Source organism: Psychrobacter okhotskensis, from assembly GCF_965638355.1.
In the GTDB taxonomy this organism is placed as follows: domain Bacteria; phylum Pseudomonadota; class Gammaproteobacteria; order Pseudomonadales; family Moraxellaceae; genus Psychrobacter; species Psychrobacter okhotskensis.
In genome coordinates this window covers 45,550-67,093 of record NZ_OZ281822.1, presented here as the reverse complement: position 1 = coordinate 67,093, position 21,544 = coordinate 45,550, and the positions used below count along the sequence as shown (strand labels likewise).

Sequence of the window (21,544 nt, the reverse complement as noted above, 5' to 3'; positions counted from 1 at the left end):
CCGACCAATCAAAACTACTGTCAGAATGATAGCGTCGCTTATTAATCATAAACGGCGCTATTTTTATGCTCATCTTTTATAAATTATAATCAACTCAGACTAGGGTCTGTTGAATATTCAAATATTAGCGACATTGCTACCTTTTTAACCTTTCGTTTACCTATTGCACCTGTGCGATAGCAATTTGAGGTTTTTTCTCACATAGCCCGTACACTGGTAACATTTTGTGCTTACTCTTATTCCTATAGAGTCCTTACAATGTATTTATCAAAGCCATCAATAATTAATAATACATTTAAATTACAATAAATTAGGAGAATGAAATGGGCTTTATTTGGATGATTATCGTAGGTTTGGTCGCTGGTCTATTAGCACGAGCAATTAAGCCAGGTAGCGACCCTATGGGTTGGATTATGACCATTGTCTTGGGTATCGTTGGTGCTTTATTGGGCGGTGTCATTGCTAGCGTTATCGGCATAAATGCTGATGGTGGCTTTACTGGTCTAATATTCTCAGTAATCGGTGCCATTATCTTGCTCTTCATCTATGAGATGATCATGAGCAAACGTGGTGTATAACCTCTAATTAAAAAATTTGGTCAGACAAAGTGAGCAAAACCACTTGAGTTGAACCAACGAGCGTTTAACCGAGACCAATCGAAAAGCCTTGCTATTTGCAGGGCTTTTTTATGACCCTAATAAAAGTGACTATCTTGGTTTTTACTATGCTAAAAAGTAATAGTTGCGCGAAAGTATTGATAAGCATTACTTTTGTCCCCATTTATCTTATAATATCAACCCTATTTTGTCCTTATCATTGAGGTGAGCGTTATGGCTTTACTCCCTATCTTAAGCTATCCAGACCCGCGCTTACGCACGATTGCGAAGCCTGTCAAGGAAGTCACTGCTGAAATCAAAACCTTAATCGCTGATATGATTGAGACCATGTATGACGCCCAAGGTATTGGTCTGGCTGCCAGTCAAGTCGATCGTCATATTCAGCTCATCGTTATCGATTTGTCAGAAGATAAAAACGATCCAAAGGTTTTTATTAACCCAAAAGTCACGCCATTGGTAGAAGAAAAGCAACCGTACGAAGAAGGTTGTTTGTCAGTCCCTGAGGTCTATGATAAAGTTGAACGCCCTAATAAAGTGCGCATTGAAGCCTTAGATGAGAACGGCGAAAAGATCGATGAAGAAGTCGAAGGCCTACTTGCCGTCTGTATCCAGCATGAGATGGATCATCTAAATGGGGTCATATTCGTCGATTATTTATCACGTCTTAAGCAAACGCGGGCACGTGATAAAGTTCGTAAAGTGCTCAAAATACGTGAAAAGCAAGGTGAGCCAGCCTCTGAAAAGCAGCCGCAAACCACCAACTCTTAATTGGATGCATTTATAGTTAATTCAGGACCTATTGTCCGATTATCTCAAGCATGCATTGGTTTTTATTATTCATCCTATCCTGTGTTAACTTAAGGTTCCCCACCATGACCATGATCAAAATTGACCAATATTTTGACCCTGCCGGCTGGCAGAAATTCACCAAAGCTGCCGAAGGTCGCGAAACCCCATTTTTAGTGGTGGACCTGAGTCGTATCAAAACCAAATATCATGAAATGGTTGGCTTTTTCCCCAATGCCAAGTTGCATTATGCGATGAAAGCCAGCCCTGCTGTCGAAGTCATTAATCTATTGGCTGAACTGGGGTCAAACTTTGATTGTGCATCTATTTATGAGCTTGATCGTGTCCTCGACTGCGGCGTTAAGCCATCGCGTATTTCTTATGGCAACACCATCAAAAAAGCCGAGCACGTCAAATATGCTTTTGAGAAAGGCATTGATTTGTATGCGACCGACTCAGAAGCCGATCTAAAAAATATTGCCAAACACGCTCCTGGTTCAAAAATATTTGTGCGTATCTTGGTACAAGGCTCTGAGACCGCTGAGTGGCCATTGTCTCGTAAGTTTGGTTGCCATCCAAACATGGCAATTGAGCTGTTGATTCAAGCCCGTGATTTGGGTCTGGTGCCTTATGGCATCTCGTTCCATGTGGGTAGCCAGCAAAAAGATGTTGCCGCTTGGGATGATGCCTTAGCCAAGGTCAAATATATGTTTGACTGGATGAAAAACGAAGAAGATATTAAGCTGCAAATGATCAACTTAGGCGGCGGTTTTCCAGCCAATTATATTAGTGAAGTGAATCCCGTAAAAGTTTACGCTGAAGAAATCACTCGTTATTTGACGGATGATTATGATGAGGAAGATATGCCGGAGATTATCCTAGAACCCGGTCGCTCATTGGTCGGTGGTTCAGGGGTATTGGTCAGTGACGTGGTGCTCATTTCGCGTAAGTCGCATACTGACTTGACGCGTTGGGTCTATACTGATGTGGGTTTGTTCCAAGGCTTAATTGAAACCTTGGGTGAAGCGATTAAATATCCAGTTTATACGCCTAAGATGGAAACCTCAACCAGCGAAGGTACGGTCGTATTGGCCGGTCCAACCTGTGACTCAACCGATATCATGTATGAAGAAGCAGGTTATCAATTACCAGAAGAGCTAGAAATTGGCGATAAAATCTTTTGGTTAACCACGGGTGCGTATACCAACTCGTATTCATCGGTCGAGTTCAATGGTTTTCCACCGTTAGAAGTGGTTTATATTGATTAATTCTCAGTGAATGCTCAGCAATAAGAAAAGCGCGGTACTGTGATTAGCAGTGCCGCGCTTTTTTATGCTTTTTCATCTATCATCTATGCCGCCCATCATTATAATCATTTCTAAATAAAAGAAGCACAGATGTTATAACGCGCTACTGGGACAAATTTTTCTTGCTTGCTGTGCCTACGCAGACAGAGGCTACAAAAAATTAGTCCCAGCAGCACTGTATTCTTTTAAAAAATAGATCAACTATAACTCCTTGAATAACAAGGAACGATGTAATACTAACTACTGCACTAACAGCGAGATAGGCATACTATTAGTGTTATTAACAGTGCGATTACTGCCATAGCTTGAGCGTTGGGTTTGATTATTCTGTGAAATCTGACCGATCGTCACCCACTGTCCACGTGGTACGACAATGGTACTATTTAAGCGCTGACCTTGAATAGCATTATAACTATTTTGCTTATAAGACGAATGAGAACGCACGAGCTGCTCATCAACTTGTGATAACTGCACTTCGACTTGCCCGTTTGGTAGTAGCCGTGGCGTCACAGCAATGCCTTGCGTCGTTGGCAGTAATACTTGCTGCTGAATAATAATCTGCCCCGATGGTCGATTATAAGTTGGATACGTATTGGCATGATAGGTTTGAGTCAGCGCATAGAGCGTGCCTGTACTAATGCTCGCGGCACTACCAGATAGCGTTTGTACTTGATATAAATTATTGCCTTGCTGACTATTGCGCTGATTAATTATCCCTGAACCCTCAATACCGCGATTGCTAATAATAACCTGACCTTGCTGAATATTACTTTGAGAATCAGTATTATTACCAACACGCACAGCAACGGTCAACGCCTGTGGTTGACCGTCAATTTGACTCAGTAATTGCTGAACAGCTTGATAATTAGCGGCGGTGGTATGCAATACCAGCTTATCCTGATAAGTAGACACCGTACCGCCATCGCGACTATTATTCAATTGCTGGCGTACCGCGGGCAACAGTGCATCACCACCATAGGTATGGATGACGTAGGTTTGAAAAGTAGCTGCTTGTACGACTATCGGCAGTACCGTTAAACTTAAAGTAAATGCTATCGGACGCTTATAACTTATGGCTTTGGCAGTTTTTATATTTTTAACAATGTTAAGTATAGCCACTACCCGACCAAAACTCTCTCTTAAATGTTCGCTCAACTTATTCATAATTGACCTCTAACAATAGTTAAACGCTATCAAAAGCCATACTTAGCAGCTACCAAACCATCAGCAAAAACCCTTAGTCATTTAAGTATGAGGTATTTAAGCCTTAGTCATTTAAGCCTAAAACATCCTGCATATTATATTGCCCGACTTCCTGCTTAATTACCCAAGTTGCCGCACGTACCGCACCAGCGGCAAAGGTCATACGCGCGCGCGCACGATGGGTAATCTCAACCACTTCACCATCTGCAATAAACATCACGGTATGGTCACCAATGATTTCACCACCGCGAATGGCATGAATACCAATAGTACCAGCTTTACGTTCACCCGTTTGTCCTTCGCGACCATAGACAGCAACGTCCTTTAAGCTCTGTCCACGCGCCTCTGCGACGGCCTCTGCCATCATATAAGCTGTGCCTGATGGGGCATCGATTTTATGCTTATGATGCGCCTCGATGACCTCTACATCCGCATCAGTGCCAAAGGCTTTGGCTGCCATGCCGAGCAACTTTAATGACAAATTAACGCCTGTTGAATAGTTACCCGCATAAACGATAGCAACTTGCTCACTCGCTTTTGCCAAGACTTTCTCTTGCTGCTCATTGAATCCTGTAGTGCCAATCACCATCGCCACCTTATGCGCTGCACAGATTTGCATATTTTGCTCAGTGGCATCTGGCAAGCTAAAATCAATCAGCACATCGATGTCATTAATGACTGTTTTTAAATCATCGACAATCTGTACATCTAAACGACCAATCGCTGCAACTTCGCCCGCATCTGCACCGACAAGGCTTGAACCTTGACGTTCAATCGCAGCGTTAAGCGCAGTTTGCGAGTTGTCCTGTACCGCTTCAATAAGCATACGCCCCATACGCCCACCGGCACCGATGACACCGACTTTAATAGCTTGGTTTTTTACTTGTTGACTCATATCTCTGTCCTAAATATTTTATTTTTAATAAAGGGATTTTGCATAATATTTATCGTAAGTTTAGCAAATATCAATGTATCAATGTATCAATTGTCTTTGACACACTCAATAAAAAAGCCTAGAGGTTTCATGTGAAACCTCTAGGCTAACTTAACCACTTATTTGAAATGCTTATCCTGTCTAATCTTATGCTGTGTCAACTACTTGCTTTACATATAGCGATTCAGCAATCAGACGTTTTAGTCAAACAACTCACCAATCTTTTTGAAGAATGACTTTTTATGTGGCGACTGTTGATGTTTGCTATCACCATCAAGTGTATCTTGGAATTCGCGTAGTAGCTCTTTTTGCTCACGTGTCAAATTCACTGGCGTCTCGATGACCACACGGCAGATCAAATCCCCTTTCATCGTCGTGCGTACAGGCGTCACGCCCTTGCCGCGCACACGCAGCAACTTACCACTTTGCGTACCTTCGGCGACCTTGATTTTGACTTTGCCATCTAGCGTTGGGATTTCAACTTCTTTACCCAGTGCTGCATCGGTGATGCTAACTGGCACGTCCATATAGAGATCGGCACCTTGACGGGTAAAGACGTTGTGCGATTTGACGCGTACTTCGACGTATAGATCGCCGTTTTGTACACCTGCGCCGCCCGCTTCACCTTCACCCGCTAAACGCACGCGATCACCATCATCGACGCCCGCTGGGATAGATACTTCTAGCGTGCGTGATTTGTCTTTGACGCCATTACCATGACAGTCAGGGCAAGGGTTTTTAATCTGTTTACCAGAGCCGCCACACTGTGGGCAAGCTTGCTGCACGGCAAAAAAGCCTTGCTGCATACGCACTTGGCCCTGACCATGACACATCTGACACGTCACGACATCAGAGGCGTCTTTTGCGCCCTTACCATCACAAGTCTCGCACGGCGCAGGTGCGGTAAAGCTGATTTCTTTTTTGCAGCCGCGTACCGCTTCTTCTAAAGTCAGCTCAATCACATAACGCAAGTCCGAGCCGCGACGTGAACGCCCACCGCCGCCGCCACGTGATTGACCAAAGATATCGCCAAAGTTGCCAAAGATATCGCCAAAGATGTCTTGGAAGTTGCCGCCACCAGCACCGCCGAAGCCGCCACCGCCCATGCCATTTTCAAAGGCTGAATGCCCCATACGGTCGTAGGCCGAGCGCTTATCTTCATCGCTAAGCACTTCATAAGCCATCGAGGCTTCTTTAAACTTGTCTTCAGCATCAGGATCATCAGAATTGCGGTCTGGATGGTATTTCATGGCCAGCTTGCGGTAGGCTCGCTTAATTTCCTTGCTGTCAGCGGTCTTGCTGACACCTAATACTTCATAAAAATCGCGCTTACTCATGGGCTCTCCTATCGTCTTTACAGTGCCGCCGGCTGGTCGATTCATCAACCCTAATCAATTATCACCTTGTTTTTATACGCAGTTGTCCTTAAAGGTTTCACATGAAACATGGCAGACTGCGAATAAGGAGGCGATAATATTATGAATCTTATAAGCGAATACGGCGGGATGCTGCTTAGCCAAATCAATTATTAAAAGTTTGCGCTATTTATGGAGATGCCAAGATGATTTATCAAGCGCTTAGATGCTGAAATTCTGACTTATGAAGTTTTAAGCCTGCTAAAAAAGGTTTTATTAAGAATTGAGCAAAGGTTTTTATACCTTTATAAAGGCTGGCCATGCTAATATTTAGCGCCATATTAATGGGGTTTTAAATCCTATTTTTGAGATTTACCGCCATTCCGTTTGCGCTAAGGTAGCAATTTTTATGAAAAAGCTGATTGTTTTATTGATTGTCATTGCAGTCGCGGTCTATGGCGGCTCGCCTTATTACAGCGCTTATCAGCTCAAAAACGCTTATGATGCCAAAGACGGTGCTGCTATCGCTGCCGCCATTGATTACGAACAGCTGCGTCCAAGTATCCAAACGCAATTGACCGATCAATTTGCCAATACCATGACCCATTATCCATTGGTTGCTGAGTTGGGTGGTGCGCCTTTGACTGAGGCGGCAAATGGCTTCATCACACAGGCAGTCGCTGGTGCAATCACCCCGCAAAATATCGAAAAAATTATCAACACTCAAGGGCAAGCCAACAGCGCGACCAAAGAGCTGGCCGCTGCATGGGCTATCGCCAGCAATCAAGTCGATCTTAAAAACCTGATTCAAAATTTGATTATCCAGCGCGGCGATGTCAATGCGGTGGTTCAAAACCAGATGCAGCAAATCATGAAAAAACAAGCAGCGGAACTTGAGCAGCAGGTCGCCCAAGGCTCAGACAGTGATAAGCCAACATTGAGCTATTGCGGTATCAATTGCTTCACTATCAGCGGTCAAGTTAAAGGCTACCCGCTCACTGTAGAGATGCAGCGCAACGGTTTGATTGATTGGAAAATCGTTGATATCGTCTTGCCATAACATAATGTGAATGGCTATTGGGGAATTTTTCTATAGAGCGTTTTAACTTATTCTACTTCTGAAACCTCTAAATATAGTCAATTTGAAATAAAATCGACACGCTAATATTGCCAGTGCTACTGGGATAAATTTTACCTGCTTGCTGTGTCTACGCTGACAGAGGCTGCGCAAAATTCATCCCAGCAGCACTGTATTGGTTTTTTATAATGATTCAACTATAATCAGCGTTCTCAAAATTGTAAATTGCACGACGCGATCCATTATTTCCCAAGCTACTGTTGCCTAAGATTTCTCTTACTGATCTGCTCATCGAATTACAGGCGGTAGGAATACCGCCCAAAGTCATACGATAAACGTGATATCTTCTTAGGCCTAATAGCAGGACGATTTATTGTGCCGCTATTGTCGCACCAGCAGCACGTTCAATCAATTGCGCTACTGGCGCATCGGGGCTCAAAGTACCAAAGGTCAATCCGTGTTCGCCTGCAATGCGCGAACGGCAGAATTCCGTCGCGATGTCTGTATGATCACCCAGCAGAAAAATCGACGCCTGCAGCATCAATGCCAAGCGCTCAATCACATAACGACTCCGAAATTCTAAGGTCTCGATATCGTCGAAGCGTTGCGCCAAGCATTTGAGTTCGGCATCGTAATGGGCATTCTTACCAGCAGCATTCTGCAATTCGGCAAATAGAGCGTCGCGCGTTTCCGGCTCTTTGCGTAAGGCGCGTAATACATCGAGGCACTGCACATTGCCACTGCCCTCCCAGATAGAATTCAATGGCGCTTGCCGATAAAGGCGCGGCAGGATATTTTCTTCCACATAGCCGATACCGCCTAAACACTCCTGCGCCTCGTTAACCAATACGGGTGTGCGCTTGCATATCCAGTACTTGCCAATGGCAGTCGCAATGCGTGCCAATGCAGTCTCATGTGGGTCTTTGCCACTCATTTCAACCGCACGAGCAACACGCATGGTCAGAGCGATGGCGGCTTCTGACTCCAAAGCCAAATCAGCCAACACATTGCGCATCAGGGGCTGGTCAACCAGCAGTTTGCCAAAAGCCTCGCGCTTGCTAGTATGATGAATCGCCTGCACAACGGCTTGGCGCATTTGTGCTGAAGAGCCAATCATACAATCCAATCGGGTTAACGCCACCATCTCTAAAATGGTAACGATGCCGCGCCCTTCTATACCAACCAATTCACCAAACGCGCCTTGGAACTCGACCTCGGATGAAGCATTGGACCAATCGCCCAGCTTATCCTTTAATCGTTGTATTCGAACCGCGTTGCGCGCGCCATCGGGCAAAAAGCGCGGTACTAAGAAACAGCTAAGACCGCCTTCGGTCTGTGCCAGCACCAAATGCGCATCACACATTGGCGCTGAAAAAAACCATTTATGACCGATGATCTCATAGCTTCCATCTTCTCGGCGAAGCGCTCTGGTGGTATTGCGCCGTAGGTCTGAGCCGCCTTGTTTTTCGGTCATGCCCATACCGATAGTACAGCCTGTTTTTTGTTCCATTGGCAGGCTACGTGGATCATATTCCGCTGATAGAAGCTTGGGCAACCATTTTTTTGCCAGTGCTGGTGCATGGCGTAGCGCCGGAATCGCTGCATAAGTCATCGACATTGGGCAACCAAAACCCGCATCCGCCTGCGAGCCAAGATACATTACCGCTGCCCGTGCCACATGCGCCCCATCACGATTTTCATGGCGCCAAGCAAAGCTACTCATGCCATATTCTATCCCAGCTGCCATCAACTCATGATAGGCAGGATGAAATTCGACCTCGTCTATACGACGACCATAGCGGTCAAAAGCGCGAAGTTTAGGAGGATTTTCATTGGCGGCAAAACCACTATCAATCAAATCACCACCAGTACGAGCGCCAAAGGCACTCAGATGATCCTGCGCCCATAATCCGCCCTCGCGAGCAACCGCTTCCATCAGGGCTATGTCTGTCTGCCATGCATTATAATTTTCTAGCGCAACCGGCTGATTGCACACCTCATGTGTATTGAATTGGTTCATCGTTGACAACATCCTTGTTTGATAGGCCGTCTTGCCTTGTCCTCTCTATAGTACGATGTTAATATTACATATGGAATCATATTTTGTCAAAAACTGTAATACATCTTGGCCAACGCCGCGCCTTCTTGTGCTGCGACTGCTAACTGTGGCGGATGGGAAAACCTTGACGGTTGCTGAGGCCGTTCGCGCAGGTGCACTATTTGATATGACCGAAAATAGCGTGCGCGTGACCATGGCGCGGTTGACGCAAGCAGGGCTGGTCGAGGCAGTCGATGCTGCTATTTATCGATTGGGTGCTAAAGGGCAAAAACTGGGTGCTGATGTAGCGGCATGGTCTACGGTGGATCAACGTGTGACAGAATGGGACAGCACATGGATCGCCGTTACCACGGGCGGTCTACCACGTAGCGACCGTAAAGTGCTCCGTGCCCGTGCACGCGCGCTCTCCTTGTTAGGCTTTCGAGAGCTAGATACCGGTCTTTATCTGCGCCCCAACAATCTATCGGGCGGCGTCGATACCGTACGCGCACGACTGTTAGATCTCGGCTTGGGAGAGGAAGCTGCCGTTTTTAAAGCCAGCGTCTTTGATAGCGTTCGACAGGAAAAAGCCTTATCACTTTGGTCTGATATGCAGCTGGAAGCAAGCTATAAAGAAATCTCACAACGATTGAATGACTGGTTGGCCACCAAAGATAAGCTACCACGTGAGGCTGCCTTGCGTGACGTCTATCTGCTCGGTGATGCCGGTATCCGCAGCGTAATTTTTGATCCGCTGCTGCCCGCACCGCTGGTCAATGAGACCGAACGGCAACAGTTCTTTGCTACCGTCAGACGCTTCAATAATGAAGGTCGCCGCCTGTGGTATGCGTTTTTTAAGGAAAGTAATTTATGAAAAGGGTCGTTTTAAAAGTGATATTTTAAAATCGAGACAAGCCAGCCGAGTGTACGCGATACATGAGTATGGCTGGCGAGTTTGATTTTGTGGCAGTTTTATAGTGGACAGACGATAAATTATTTAATGCCCAAAGGTTATTTAATACCTAGAAATTCTAAAAACTCTGGACTCTCAAAGCTCGCTTGATAGAGGACGCCATCTTCACGATAAATAGCAGGCGTGGCCATCACTGCCAGTCCCGCCGCTTTTTCGCGATTGGGCGTCACGTAATCAACATTACAGCTGGCAGCGGCTGGCGTCATTTTCCCAATTAACATGGCTTTATCAAGGGCTTTGCGGCGGCTGTCCTTATCAGCTTGGCACCAAATGGCACGCATTTGCGCAGGTGACTGTTCATATATCGGATAAGCGATGGTTTTTACTGTGACACCTTTGGTATTGAGCATAGGAAATTGTTGATGTAGCTTACGGCAATAAGGGCAATTGACATCGGTAGCCACATAAATAATGGCTTTTTCTGCGCTGATAGCGGGATAAGTAATCAATTGCGACTCATCTAAAGCCACGAATACTGATTGATTTTTGCGCATTTCAAACGCTTCATCAAGTCCGATAAATTGACCGTTTTCGATGACGGATATCTCACTGTCAGTGATGTATTGCGCATCGTCCGATAGCAAGAAAGGCACCCCTTCTAACGTTGCTCCCCAGATAACGCCCGGCACTGCCGTATAAAAGAAAGGTGTTTTAGCGCTCATATTTTTCAGCGCACTCATATTGGCGAGTAGCGATGACTTGACGGTAGCACTGACCGGCTTGCCTATTTGGTCACGATTACTACGGACTGGCGTTTTTGTCACGACCCGCTTGCTGGGGTTTTTCTGTAGCTCGCCTTGGATGACATAATTGCCATCCTTAGTGATATGCAGTGGTAGCTGCCCTACTAGGTTGACTTGATACATATTAGGCAACTTAGAAGGCACAATCGAGGTTATCTGTGTCTTAATCCCTGCTTGCGTTAGTAACTGGCGTAAGCGCTTGTCCACCGACTGGCCTACCGTACCAGCGGCTGGCGTGGTTTGCACGCTTGAGCTGAGTTTGTTATTAATGGCATCAGTGGCACTCGGCTGGGCACAGGCTGTCGTCGCCAATAGTATCGCGCTCATCAAACCAGCAGACTTTAATACAAGTTGTTTCACGGAGACAGTCCTATTTGTTATAAAAGAAGTGTTTTAACAGACGTGTTCGGCAAGTTTCTCTAACAAGCATCCACTTCATTATGCAAAAAAATAGATTAAAAAGATAACGGGACTTTAGCATATGCGCTAACTTTGACAGCGATTAAAAGGCCAAATTTGCAAAATTGCTACTGAGCTTTAAGAGACAGGCAATACAAATATAGATAAGTTAGGGTCTGTCGGCGTAGGCACAGCAAGCCCAAGAAATTTGTACCAGCTTCGTGCGTTATATCTTTTATCTATTTTATTCAGTATTGACGATAGCAGACAGACATAACAGGCAGCAAAAAGCAGCGCACTTTAATAGTGGCTGCTCATGTTAAATCTTATTTTCACAAATTATTTTAGGGTTCAATAAGGCGAAAATTTAGAATTTGGCGACTTCTTCTTCGGTTAAGAAGCGACTATCGCCTTTTTCCAAACCGTCTAAAGTGATATGACCAATACTGGCGCGATGCAGCTCAGTCACTCTATTACCAAAATAACCCATCATACGTTTTACTTGGTGATACTTGCCCTGCTCTAAAGTTAAACGCGCATGAGTCTCATCGATGAACTCAAGAACCGCAGGCTTGGTTTCTTCATGTTCGCCTTCTAATAAGATACCTTCAGCCACTTTTTTAACAGCATTGGCTTGAGCGTCGCTGTCCATCGCTTCAGCCAAGGTCAGCTCATAAATCTTGGCATGGGCATGTTTAGGGCTGGTGACACGGTGCAACCATTTGCCATCATCACTGATGAGCAACGCACCAGTCGTATCGACATCGAGGCGACCCGCAATACGTAAGCTGCCAAGCTCTGGTACCGAAATCAGCTCGGTGACGATAGGATGTTCTTTAACTTTTAAGGTACATTCAAAACCTTCAGGCTTATGCAGGAGTATATAGCGATTGCCCGCCGCGACCGATAGTGGCTCGCCTGCCCACATGACATCATCGTTGACGATATCGACATGGACGCCAGGATCTTTGATTATCTGATCATTGACCGTGATTTCACCCGCGTGCATAATCTTTTTGGATTCTTTGCGCGACAGCTCAGTGGCCTTACTAATAAATTTATCTAAACGCATACGATTGACTACCATCAGTGTTATGTTACCACTCCCAACTCTGCCGCTAACGGAATGAACTTAACGAAATCGCTAATTCTATCCGCCGCGCCAAGGCTACTAGATTAGCACTTAGGCGCGACTCGCTCGTTATCTTTAAGCGTGAGAAATGGTACTATAATGAAAAATTAAATGAACACTGCGCCAAATATGGACAACAGTGAAAGTTAGACAAGTTTACCATATCCTACCTAGACCTGATGAAATATGAGCTATCAAACGCTAAAACGTGCCGTCACTGCCCGCCTAGAAATCAAAAAATCTGATTTTATCGCTTATGCGTATCCGGTGCACTCACGTGAGCAAGCAATGTTTCACGTGGAACAACTACGTGAGAAATATGCCGATGCCCGTCACTACTGCTGGGCCTATATCATTGGTGACCCTGATAATACCACCAGCGCTGGATTTGACGACGATGGCGAGCCGAGTGGTACCGCAGGACGTCCGATATTAAATGTCTTACAACACAAATCTATTGGCAACGTCATCATCATTGTGGTGCGTTATTTTGGCGGGATTAAACTGGGCGCTGGCGGTCTGACCCGTGCCTATGCAGGTTCTGCGCAAGCGGCGGTCGACCAGATGATTTTAAGCCCTTATGTAGCCATGAGCCGAGTGCAAATACTCGCAGAATTTGCGACCGAAGCGCAATGCCGCTATGTGGTTGAGAGTCTAAACGGTCGTATTGATGAGGTCGCTTACAGTAAGCAAGTCACCTTGACCGTGACGCTTGCTGAGGCAGATATTGAGACTTTAAAAGAACGCCTTGCGATGGATGGGCGGGTATTGGATGAAACATGAATTCAACCTCAAACCATCAAAAAGCCATCAAAAATTTGAGTAACCATGCGTTCACTGAAAGTCTTTGGTTTTCAATATATCTATCGGTATTATACGCTTACTCTCAACACTAACGATAAGATCACGCCATGCAAACCTACAACCTCCCCGACCATTTCAACCCCACGCCTTTTAAGCCGCCATTTTGGCTCTCTAACCCGCATCTGCAAAGTATCTTGCCCAAGTTTTTTGCACCAGCAGCACCGACGTATCGTCGGATGGTGATGCAAGACTCTCTAGGTGAGACTGATATTGCTTATGACTTTTATGATGCGCACCCTATAAAAGCAATCGAAAATGATGAGCGTGAACAAACACCTTTAATCGTCTTGTTTCATGGTATGGAAGGCAGTAGCGACAGTCATTATGCGCGGGTTTTGGCGTATCAAATGCACGCGCAAGGCTGGCACTTTGTGGTGGCGCACTTTCGCAGTTGTGGCGGTATCCCTGCGAATGGTCGAGTCTTTTATAATGCCGGTGACACCGATGAAGTGCATCACGCGCTACAAAATCTCAGCGAGCGATATGCCAATATTTATGCGGCTGGGGTGTCACTAGGTGGCAATGCCTTGGCAAAATACATGGGCGAATATGGGGATAAAGCCATCTGCAAGGGTGCTGCGGTCATCTCTGCACCTGTCGATATGTCATCGGCGGCGCTCAATATGCACAGCTTTTTGAGCCATCGTATTTATACACCATATCTACTCAATCCTATCATCAAAAAAGCACTGGCAAACGACATCACCAAAGAAGAAATCGATGCCATCAAAGCGGTCAATCGTATCAGCGACTTTGATGACATCTTTACCGCACCGCGTCATGGCTACCGCTCCAACAATCACTATTACCAAGCGTCCTCTGCCCTTCCATACTTGATCAATGTGACCAAGCCTTTATTATTAATCAGTGCCAAAGACGACCCTTTTATTGGCTTTACCGCGACGCCAAATGATGTCTCTGACAGCGTCACTCTCATCGACACCGATCATGGCGGGCATATCGGTTATTTGCGATATCGTTCAGATAAAGATAAATCTACCCATCTTTATAAAAAATCAAGATTTGATATTAATTGGATACCTGAGACCGTCAGCGCTTACTTTCACTCTATTGGCGTGCCTTTTAATAATAAATGATACTCTAGTAAATGAGACTTTGGCACGCTAAATACTATTGTTCAACTTTTGAGACTGTTCTATGTATCCTTTTCTACGCTATAGCAAATCTATCGTGAGTGCGGTTATCGCGAACAAAAAAGGTCGGTCTTTAGATCTGGCGCAGACTAGTGAAGTGATGGTTCGTTGTAGCCTCACGGATCTCGATCCTATGCTAGAGATGAATAATGGTCGGGCATTAACCGTCTATGATATAGGACGTACTGATTTTATTATCCGTACTGGTCTTGGGCGTTTATTGCTCAAACAGCGTTGGGGTATGGTAGTGGCTGGCAGCACGATTCAGTACCGTAAACGTATTCGTCTGTTGGACAAAATCACAATTAGGACGCATATCGTCGGTATAGACGAGCGCTGGATATATCTGGAGCATTCTATGTGGGTAAAGGGCAAGCCATGCTCGTCTATGCTGCTAAGAACTGGCGTCACGGAAGGTGGTAGAGTGGTAGATACTGCACGGGTGTTAGAAGGACTAGGTAAAGCAGACTTAAAATTGCCACCGACTGGTTATGTGGCAGAGTGGATTGAGAGTGATGGTGACCGTCCGTGGCCGCCAGTGGGTTAGGTATCTACGTCGAAAAAGTTAGACAGTTGAGAGCGGAGTAACTTACTTATAAGTTTCTAGAAACCTTATAACGACTATTCTATAACAATACATTATATAAAAAAGAATAATAAATGCTAGGATAGTAGTCTGTTCAATAGTCAAAATAACTTATAAGGAGAATAATATGGTTAATAATACGGATTATGTCGGTACGCTATTTGATAATAGTGACTCAAACCCAAGTAAAATTACCTTAGCCTTTACCATGGCAGGCGTGGCACTTAAAAAAGGTCACTCTGCATCCGTGATATTGATGGTAGATGCGGTACATTTGGCATTACCCAACGCTTTAGATAACGTCAATATTGGCGCACCATTTGAACCTGTGGGCGAATTGCTAGAAGCCTTTATCGAAAAAGGCGGTAACGTGCTAGTTTGCGGCGCTTGCATGAAACATAATGGTGTCGAAGAATCCGCTATCGATAAGCGCTTCGAAGTGATTAGCGGTGATGATGTGGTTGAGCTGCTGATGCATGCGAAAGGGTCGTTGCAGTTGAATTGATGCTTAAATCTCAATAATTAAAAAGGTCATAACTTAGTCTCTAAAACTGAGTTATGACCTTTGTTTTATCTAAGCGTAATTAACGCGATACTCTTCGACCTTTTGTAAGATCTCATCTACAGTCCCTTTTAGCTCTGGTCCCATACGTAAATACTCTTGCTGACGTTCGTCTTTGAGTAATGAAACTGTAGCGTAGTAAATAGGTTTGAAATACTCTTTTATTCCAAATTTATCTAATATGTTCAGAATAGTTTCATATTGATTTTTAGCTAAAAGAAATAAAAGAATATCTTCAAAAAAAGTAATCCTTATCATATCCTCAGATAATTCTACTTTTGACATCGGTGGTTGGCTTAGTAATTGTTTTACAAAGACTTTATCTATAACTTCTATAAACTTCTCAAGCTCATTGTTCCATAAGCAATAAATACTATATAAACTCATAAAAGGTAAGTTCTCCCAAGAAGCACCTTCATCAAAGTTACTATTTTTCATAACTTGGAATAACTCCTTCTTATATCCATTAAGAGAGAAGTGGAAAACAGTTTCAAATATGTGTATACCTTCAATGAACCCAGTATTTTTTTCAGTGAATAATCTTAAAATTATATTTAATGAATCAAAGTATATTGAATCCAATACGAACAAATTATGTGAATACACTAAATACTCTAATATAGTTAGTTTATCTAAATTTTCTTCCAACAAGTCGAATAGCTTTCTATCTTCTCCCTGATCTGTGAGCCTTTTTATATTCTGTATAAGTTCTTCATACTCTGCATCCGTATCATGAAAATCTATTGACTTAACATTTTTAGATTGACTTAAAGCCATTATTTTTTTGATGTTATTATCTATTTTCTCAGATGCTAATAGTGCATCTAGAAGCATATGACTAGCTCTATTATCAGCTTGAGTTGATAATTTGTATGATACTTCTACTAATATATTTGATAAGTTTTTATCACCATACCAACTCTCTAAAAATCTTGTAAGCCATAACACACGACGCTTGTCATTCTGATTGCCATAGCGCATCAAATACCAAATATTAAAAAAACGCTCTTTAACTATATACAGGTGATTTTTAGTATCCGTTTCAACTTTATCAATTATCCACTGCTTTTGAAGTTTGACCAGTTGTGCGGATACTGTCTTACTCGGTAAGCGCGTTTGTTCCGCAATTTCTTTGGTGCTCATCGCATCCCAATTCATCGCTATCACATGTACAATCGCTTTTTGCTGCCGTGATAAATCATCCATCCGATGTTTATATAAAGGTGTCGTTTTATCTATGGTTTCTTCTAAATAAGCATAGCTACTCTCTTTTGCCCCTTCCATAATAATTTGAAATAGCAAAACAATGGTACGCGGTACACCATCCGTTAAGCGCCTGACTGCTTCTATACGTTCAGGATGCTCAGTAATGATTTCTTCAATCGTTTTCACTGCTTCTTCACCAGTTTGTTTCGCCAGAGAGCGTAACAACTCGTGCATTTCGTCTTCACTGATTGGTTTTAAATTAACCAATTTAAAGAATTGATAAAAGGGCGCTGCACCGTCAAAATGTGCTTCCAGCAACTGACTGGAACCACCAATTAGACGAATGTGTGGATGTAAACTCAGTACTTCACGAAGCTGTGCATGTTCAATGTCATCAAAATCTTTAAATAACTCTCCTAAATTATCAACGAAGACGATTATTTTTTGCTTATTTTTAACTAAATGGCTTTGTATCAATTCCCAAGCAATTTCGGCACTGTCATCTAAACTTGAGACTTGCTCAAATAGTTCCGTGTATATATCAGCACTTTGCTCTGCAAGCTTTTCAGTAATACGTAACCAAAAAGTGAATAGTGACAAGATGCCATACTCTTCTTCATTGAGTAGAATAGGAATTAACCAGCTATTTAACTCTTCATCTTCACCCACTTCATTTGCTAGGCGTGATAACAGTGTTGTCTTGCCAGCGCCACGTACACCTTGGATAAGATAATGTGTCTCGGGCTTCGCCATTGACCCTTTTTGAATATCTTTCCAAATTCGCTGATACTCTTTTTTACGTATGCTAAAACCTGCTTTTAACAGCTGGGCATCTATATTTTGCGTGTTATAAAGTAAGACTGAATGACTTTTCGTATTATTTTCCATAACGAATCCACCAGCGTTTTAGGAGAGGAGAGGTAAATTGATAGGTACTATCATCAGGTTGATAGAGGTAACCATCGTGTAGCAGGCAGTTAATGACATACCTACTATCCACTTGGTCTTTAAAGTCAGCCTGCTGTGATAGGTTAAATAACTCGCCATAAACCACACTGTTATTTACTTGGCTTACCAAGTCTAGAACTTGTTGGGCATAAGAACGCTCAATTTTTTCTAGTCGGTTTAATCTATCACGCCAATGAGAAAAGACGGTTTTCATTGCTGGACTAAACAAATTATCGATAGCTACTTTTACATCGCTATGTTCGATTTGGCGTTCTTCTTCATCAAAAATTTCAATAAGCTGTTCACATACTAACCCTAAATAATAGGGCATATTCCAACTCACTTCATCAATGATAGTTTGCTTAGTCTCTTTGTCTAGAACAATTTCTGGACAATGCTTTTTAATATAAAATTCTATAAACTCTATGGCTCGGTTATCTTTAAAAGGACGAACACTCATAGTCACTAGCATATTAATCAAGTCAGTAACTGCCAACTTTTCTGCTAATGTGTCTAACCCTATTGACCCTGTTAAGATAAACTGAACTTTCTCGTTGAACTCAGGGTCTTGACATAGTGCACGAATACCAGATAAAAACTGCTCTACACCTTTTTTGCCCTGTTCATTAAATATCTTTTCTAGTACATCAGGGAATTCATCAATCGCAATAATGATAGTCTCTTCACTCAATTTCAGACTCTCATACAATACATCTCGAATCATCTCATGAGTAATGATTTTGGTAACGCTCTGTTCTTTACTCATCCCAACTTCAATATTTGCTGGACTAACTGATAGGCTAAAATTTATGCTTTTTGCCCACTCTACAAGTTTGCCCTTTATCTTGTCAGATTTTTTTATGTGATTGGACTTATATATTTCACGTAACATTTTTTGATAAAAACTCTGCTCGTTATCACAAGCTTGTACGAAAACATATATAACAGCGTATCCTAATTTAGGCTGATCTTTAATATGAGTAATCAGTGAAGACTTTCCCACCCGTCTAGGTGCAAGCAATAAAACATGAGCACCATCTGACAAGTGTCTCCATAGTTTTTTTTCATCAGCAGGTCTTGGAAAGTAATTATCGCCTGTCGCTATGTTTCCTGTGCTCATCTCTCATCCAATTATGACTACGATTTTATAGTCATAATACTTAACTACAAAATCGTAGTCAAATATTTTAACTACAAAATCGTAGTCAAAATCCATCACCCTATTCAGCAACTAAATAAACACTATCCAACATACTCATTGCTTACCTCTGTTAAAGTAAGTGAGATAAAAAACCTAACAAAACAAAAAGGACGCCAGTCATGACCTTAATGAATACCCTTAATCTGATCCATCCCATCGTGCAAGCACCGATGGCAGGCGCAACCACCCCTGAGCTGGCAGCAACTGTCAGTAACTTTGGTGGACTGGGGTCGTTAGGGAGTGGGACGACCGCACCAGATGTTTTGCATGATCACATTAATAGCCTTAAATCGCTGACCGACCGCCCCTTTATGGTCAATCTAATGGTGTTGTCTGAGCATGATTCTACTACGTTGGATAGCGCAATTCCTGCTTGGCTAAGTGATTATTATCAAGAAAACAATATAGACATGGCGCTACCTGACCGCCCCGCGCCAAACTTTGCAGAGCAGCTAAAAGTGCTCTATGACAATCCTGTCCCTGTCGCTAGTTTTACCTTTGGCATTATTAGCGCCGAGCAAGTGCAAGGCTTAAAAGATTTAGGCACACGTGTCATCGGTACTGCCAATCACCCATTGGAAGCGAAAGCATGGGCAGAGATTGGCGTCGATGCGGTATGTGTGCAAGGGGTGGAGGCTGGTGGGCATCGCGGTGGTTGGTTGCCGCAAAGTGAAAACGATCCATTGGGATTATTGACGCTAATAAGTCAAACGCGTGCCTGCACCGATATTCCTTTAATTGCGGCTGGTGGCATTATGACGGGACAAGCGATCAAAGCAATTCAAACAGCCGGTGCCGAACTGGCGCAAATCGGCACGGCGTTTTTGACCACCGATACATGTGGTATCAATGACACTTATAAACAAGCATTGCTCGACGCTAGCGAGAATAAACGCAGTAGCGAGACGCGCTTAACACAACTATTCTCAGGTAAGCAGGCTCGCGGTTTATTGAACGATTATTTGCGTGACTTCGCTCAATTTGAAAGCGCGTATGAACTACCGCCCTACCCTCAATTAAATGCAATGACCAAAGTTTTACGTGCACATGCGAAACAAAACCTAGATGCAGAATATCAGTCTCTATGGGCAGGGCAAGGCGTGGCTTTGGTCAGACAAGAACGGACGATTGAATTATTAGAGCGGCTGGTAAAAGAGTGTTAGTTTTCTTGATGTAGAAACAATATTCTAACCAAAAAAAAGAAACACCAGTCTACCTGATGTTTCTTTTTTGGTTTAGAACAAGTATTTTTGACCTAAACAACTACTTCTTTAGTCCTTTTCGAAACGCTTTATAATCATCCGCTGTTTGGTCAAGCGCTTCGACCATCGGTACATGACCGACTTCTGGCATCATAATAATCTGTGATTGTGGGATGATTTCTTTTATCACCTTGACCGTTTCAGGCTTAATGACTTGATCTTTATCACCCCAAACCACTAGCGTCGGAATATTATATTGCGCGATGACTTTGGCACGTTCCTCGACACTATCTGTGACGATTTGCTCAAGGATTTTGGCGTGTAGCTCTTTATTAGCGATACGTTCTTGGGCAAATACTGCTTTGACAGACTTAGGCAAGTAAGGCGGCTTATACATCACAAAATCAAACATTTTGTAGAAGTCTTCTTTGTTATTGACCAGTAGCGGATTGTTCTCTAAAGTCGCGCCTTCTAGCGATTTAGAAATACCTGCTGACCAAAACCCTGCTGTGTCCACTAACCATAGACTTTTGACGTCTTTAGGGTACTTTGCCGCATAAGCGACACTGATCGCCCCGCCCATCGAATTGCCACCGACATGAATGTTTGACGCGACACCTTTGGCTTGCAGCAACTCATGCAAACGCGTGGCCTGCGCCTCCGAGCGATAATCTGCGGTCATAGGCTTGCTAGACTCACCAAAGCCCAGCAGATCAGGAATGATCAGATGATAGCCCTCTAGCTGACTGGCGATGCGCGTAAAGTTATCTTTATTACCGCCAAAGCCATGAATCAATAGTAACGGCTCGCCCGTCACATTCGCGTTTTCGGCATAAACCATTTTGTCGCCAGAAGCTAGGGTCAACGATTTGACTTCTAAATCTGACTTATTGCGCTCATACTGGATAATTTTTTGCGTGGTATTGACCGCTAAAGAATTGGGGGCAGTCGTACAACCCACCACTGATAGACTGAATAGAGCGGCAAGGCCTAAGCGTTTTAATAGCATCGAAACATCCTTATTAAGAGGTAATATGAAAGTGTCTTGTAGACCATGATTCTAACGGCAAACTTATGCTTATATTTTTTAATTGATAACTTTGCAGTCAAAACATTATCCCTTTGCATTTGATAAACAAGACTACCGCTTCCCTGATTACCTTTCTAATCAAGATGCCACACACATTGTCATTTATAATGAGCGTTTTTATTACATTAACGTTTATTTCATTAGGGTCTGTTGAACATTCAAATAT

The 21,544-nt window shown here is 43.5% G+C and carries 19 protein-coding genes; 10 read left to right on the top strand and 9 right to left on the bottom strand.

Features of this window, described 5'->3' with window-relative positions:
• Positions 1-323: 323 nt before the first annotated feature.
• The 3 genes from ACSUPM_RS00255 to ACSUPM_RS00245 all read left to right on the top strand — a co-directional run bounded on the left by ACSUPM_RS00255 (position 324) and on the right by ACSUPM_RS00245 (position 2,671).
• Complete coding sequence (locus ACSUPM_RS00255) at positions 324-578, top strand: GlsB/YeaQ/YmgE family stress response membrane protein (protein ID WP_025652624.1); 255 nt, start codon at positions 324-326, stop codon at positions 576-578.
• A 252-nt stretch (positions 579-830) separates the two neighbouring features.
• On the top strand, positions 831-1,385 hold the full coding sequence (def, locus tag ACSUPM_RS00250) for a peptide deformylase (protein ID WP_025652947.1): 555 nt from the start codon (positions 831-833) through the stop codon (positions 1,383-1,385).
• A gap of 110 nt (positions 1,386-1,495) precedes the next feature.
• The gene (locus ACSUPM_RS00245; protein ID WP_201583130.1) at positions 1,496-2,671 is read left to right on the top strand and encodes a type III PLP-dependent enzyme; all 1,176 of its coding nucleotides are present in this window, start codon (positions 1,496-1,498) and stop codon (positions 2,669-2,671) included.
• A 279-nt stretch (positions 2,672-2,950) separates the two neighbouring features.
• Here the strand turns inward: ACSUPM_RS00245 and ACSUPM_RS00240 are convergent, their stop codons facing one another.
• The 3 genes from ACSUPM_RS00240 to dnaJ form a co-directional block, all read right to left on the bottom strand.
• Positions 2,951-3,874: a hypothetical protein gene (locus tag ACSUPM_RS00240; protein WP_436880059.1), complete on the bottom strand. Its 924-nt coding sequence runs from the start codon at positions 3,872-3,874 to the stop codon at positions 2,951-2,953.
• A 103-nt stretch (positions 3,875-3,977) separates the two neighbouring features.
• Positions 3,978-4,808: a 4-hydroxy-tetrahydrodipicolinate reductase gene (gene dapB / locus ACSUPM_RS00235; protein WP_201582635.1), complete on the bottom strand. Its 831-nt coding sequence runs from the start codon at positions 4,806-4,808 to the stop codon at positions 3,978-3,980.
• Positions 4,809-5,047: 239 nt separating this feature from the next.
• Positions 5,048-6,184, bottom strand: a complete 1,137-nt coding sequence (gene dnaJ / locus ACSUPM_RS00230; protein ID WP_201607533.1) for a molecular chaperone DnaJ — start codon at positions 6,182-6,184, stop codon at positions 5,048-5,050.
• 427 nt (positions 6,185-6,611) lie between these two features.
• Between dnaJ and ACSUPM_RS00225 the strand changes: the two genes are divergently transcribed.
• A complete protein-coding gene (locus tag ACSUPM_RS00225; RefSeq protein ID WP_201616417.1) occupies positions 6,612-7,262 on the top strand; it encodes a DUF2939 domain-containing protein in 651 nt (216 codons plus the stop codon).
• A gap of 388 nt (positions 7,263-7,650) precedes the next feature.
• Here ACSUPM_RS00225 and ACSUPM_RS00220 read toward each other — a convergent pair whose 3' ends face one another.
• A complete protein-coding gene (locus tag ACSUPM_RS00220) occupies positions 7,651-9,300 on the bottom strand; it encodes an isovaleryl-CoA dehydrogenase (RefSeq protein ID WP_436880058.1) in 1,650 nt (549 codons plus the stop codon).
• A 70-nt stretch (positions 9,301-9,370) separates the two neighbouring features.
• Here ACSUPM_RS00220 and ACSUPM_RS00215 point away from each other — a divergent pair, with 70 nt between their 5' ends.
• Positions 9,371-10,192, top strand: coding sequence for a PaaX family transcriptional regulator (locus ACSUPM_RS00215; RefSeq protein ID WP_201567390.1), 822 nt, complete (start codon positions 9,371-9,373; stop codon positions 10,190-10,192).
• A 137-nt stretch (positions 10,193-10,329) separates the two neighbouring features.
• Here ACSUPM_RS00215 and ACSUPM_RS00210 read toward each other — a convergent pair whose 3' ends face one another.
• Positions 10,330-11,394 (bottom strand): thioredoxin fold domain-containing protein, encoded by a 1,065-nt coding sequence (locus tag ACSUPM_RS00210; RefSeq protein WP_201582638.1) that lies wholly within the window; start codon positions 11,392-11,394, stop codon positions 10,330-10,332.
• A gap of 406 nt (positions 11,395-11,800) precedes the next feature.
• Positions 11,801-12,505 (bottom strand): pseudouridine synthase, encoded by a 705-nt coding sequence (locus tag ACSUPM_RS00205; RefSeq protein ID WP_101211929.1) that lies wholly within the window; start codon positions 12,503-12,505, stop codon positions 11,801-11,803.
• Positions 12,506-12,751: 246 nt separating this feature from the next.
• Here ACSUPM_RS00205 and ACSUPM_RS00200 point away from each other — a divergent pair, with 246 nt between their 5' ends.
• The 4 genes from ACSUPM_RS00200 to ACSUPM_RS00185 all read left to right on the top strand — a co-directional run bounded on the left by ACSUPM_RS00200 (position 12,752) and on the right by ACSUPM_RS00185 (position 15,674).
• Positions 12,752-13,348 (top strand): YigZ family protein, encoded by a 597-nt coding sequence (locus ACSUPM_RS00200; RefSeq protein ID WP_173239020.1) that lies wholly within the window; start codon positions 12,752-12,754, stop codon positions 13,346-13,348.
• Between the two features lie 128 nt (positions 13,349-13,476).
• On the top strand, positions 13,477-14,526 hold the full coding sequence (locus ACSUPM_RS00195) for a YheT family hydrolase (protein WP_201567392.1): 1,050 nt from the start codon (positions 13,477-13,479) through the stop codon (positions 14,524-14,526).
• A gap of 61 nt (positions 14,527-14,587) precedes the next feature.
• Positions 14,588-15,130 carry an acyl-CoA thioesterase gene (locus tag ACSUPM_RS00190; protein ID WP_201567394.1) on the top strand — a complete coding sequence of 181 codons (543 nt, stop codon included), beginning with the start codon at positions 14,588-14,590 and terminating at the stop codon, positions 15,128-15,130.
• A gap of 166 nt (positions 15,131-15,296) precedes the next feature.
• A complete protein-coding gene (locus tag ACSUPM_RS00185; RefSeq protein ID WP_201567396.1) occupies positions 15,297-15,674 on the top strand; it encodes a DsrE family protein in 378 nt (125 codons plus the stop codon).
• Between the two features lie 69 nt (positions 15,675-15,743).
• Here the strand turns inward: ACSUPM_RS00185 and ACSUPM_RS00180 are convergent, their stop codons facing one another.
• Together ACSUPM_RS00180 and ACSUPM_RS00175 are read right to left on the bottom strand one after the other, a co-directional pair.
• On the bottom strand, positions 15,744-17,825 hold the full coding sequence (locus ACSUPM_RS00180) for a MarR family transcriptional regulator (RefSeq protein ID WP_201567398.1): 2,082 nt from the start codon (positions 17,823-17,825) through the stop codon (positions 15,744-15,746).
• On the bottom strand, positions 17,815-19,005 hold the full coding sequence (locus ACSUPM_RS00175) for a hypothetical protein (RefSeq protein WP_201567400.1): 1,191 nt from the start codon (positions 19,003-19,005) through the stop codon (positions 17,815-17,817). Before ACSUPM_RS00175 ends, ACSUPM_RS00180 begins: the two co-directional genes overlap by 11 nt.
• A 200-nt stretch (positions 19,006-19,205) precedes the next feature.
• On the opposite strand from ACSUPM_RS00175, the gene ACSUPM_RS00170 reads away from it, so the two are divergent.
• On the top strand, positions 19,206-20,249 hold the full coding sequence (locus ACSUPM_RS00170; RefSeq protein WP_201567402.1) for an NAD(P)H-dependent flavin oxidoreductase: 1,044 nt from the start codon (positions 19,206-19,208) through the stop codon (positions 20,247-20,249).
• A gap of 100 nt (positions 20,250-20,349) precedes the next feature.
• Here ACSUPM_RS00170 and ACSUPM_RS00165 read toward each other — a convergent pair whose 3' ends face one another.
• Positions 20,350-21,297, bottom strand: a complete 948-nt coding sequence (locus tag ACSUPM_RS00165) for an alpha/beta hydrolase (RefSeq protein WP_201567404.1) — start codon at positions 21,295-21,297, stop codon at positions 20,350-20,352.
• Between the last annotated feature and the right edge of the window lie 247 nt (positions 21,298-21,544).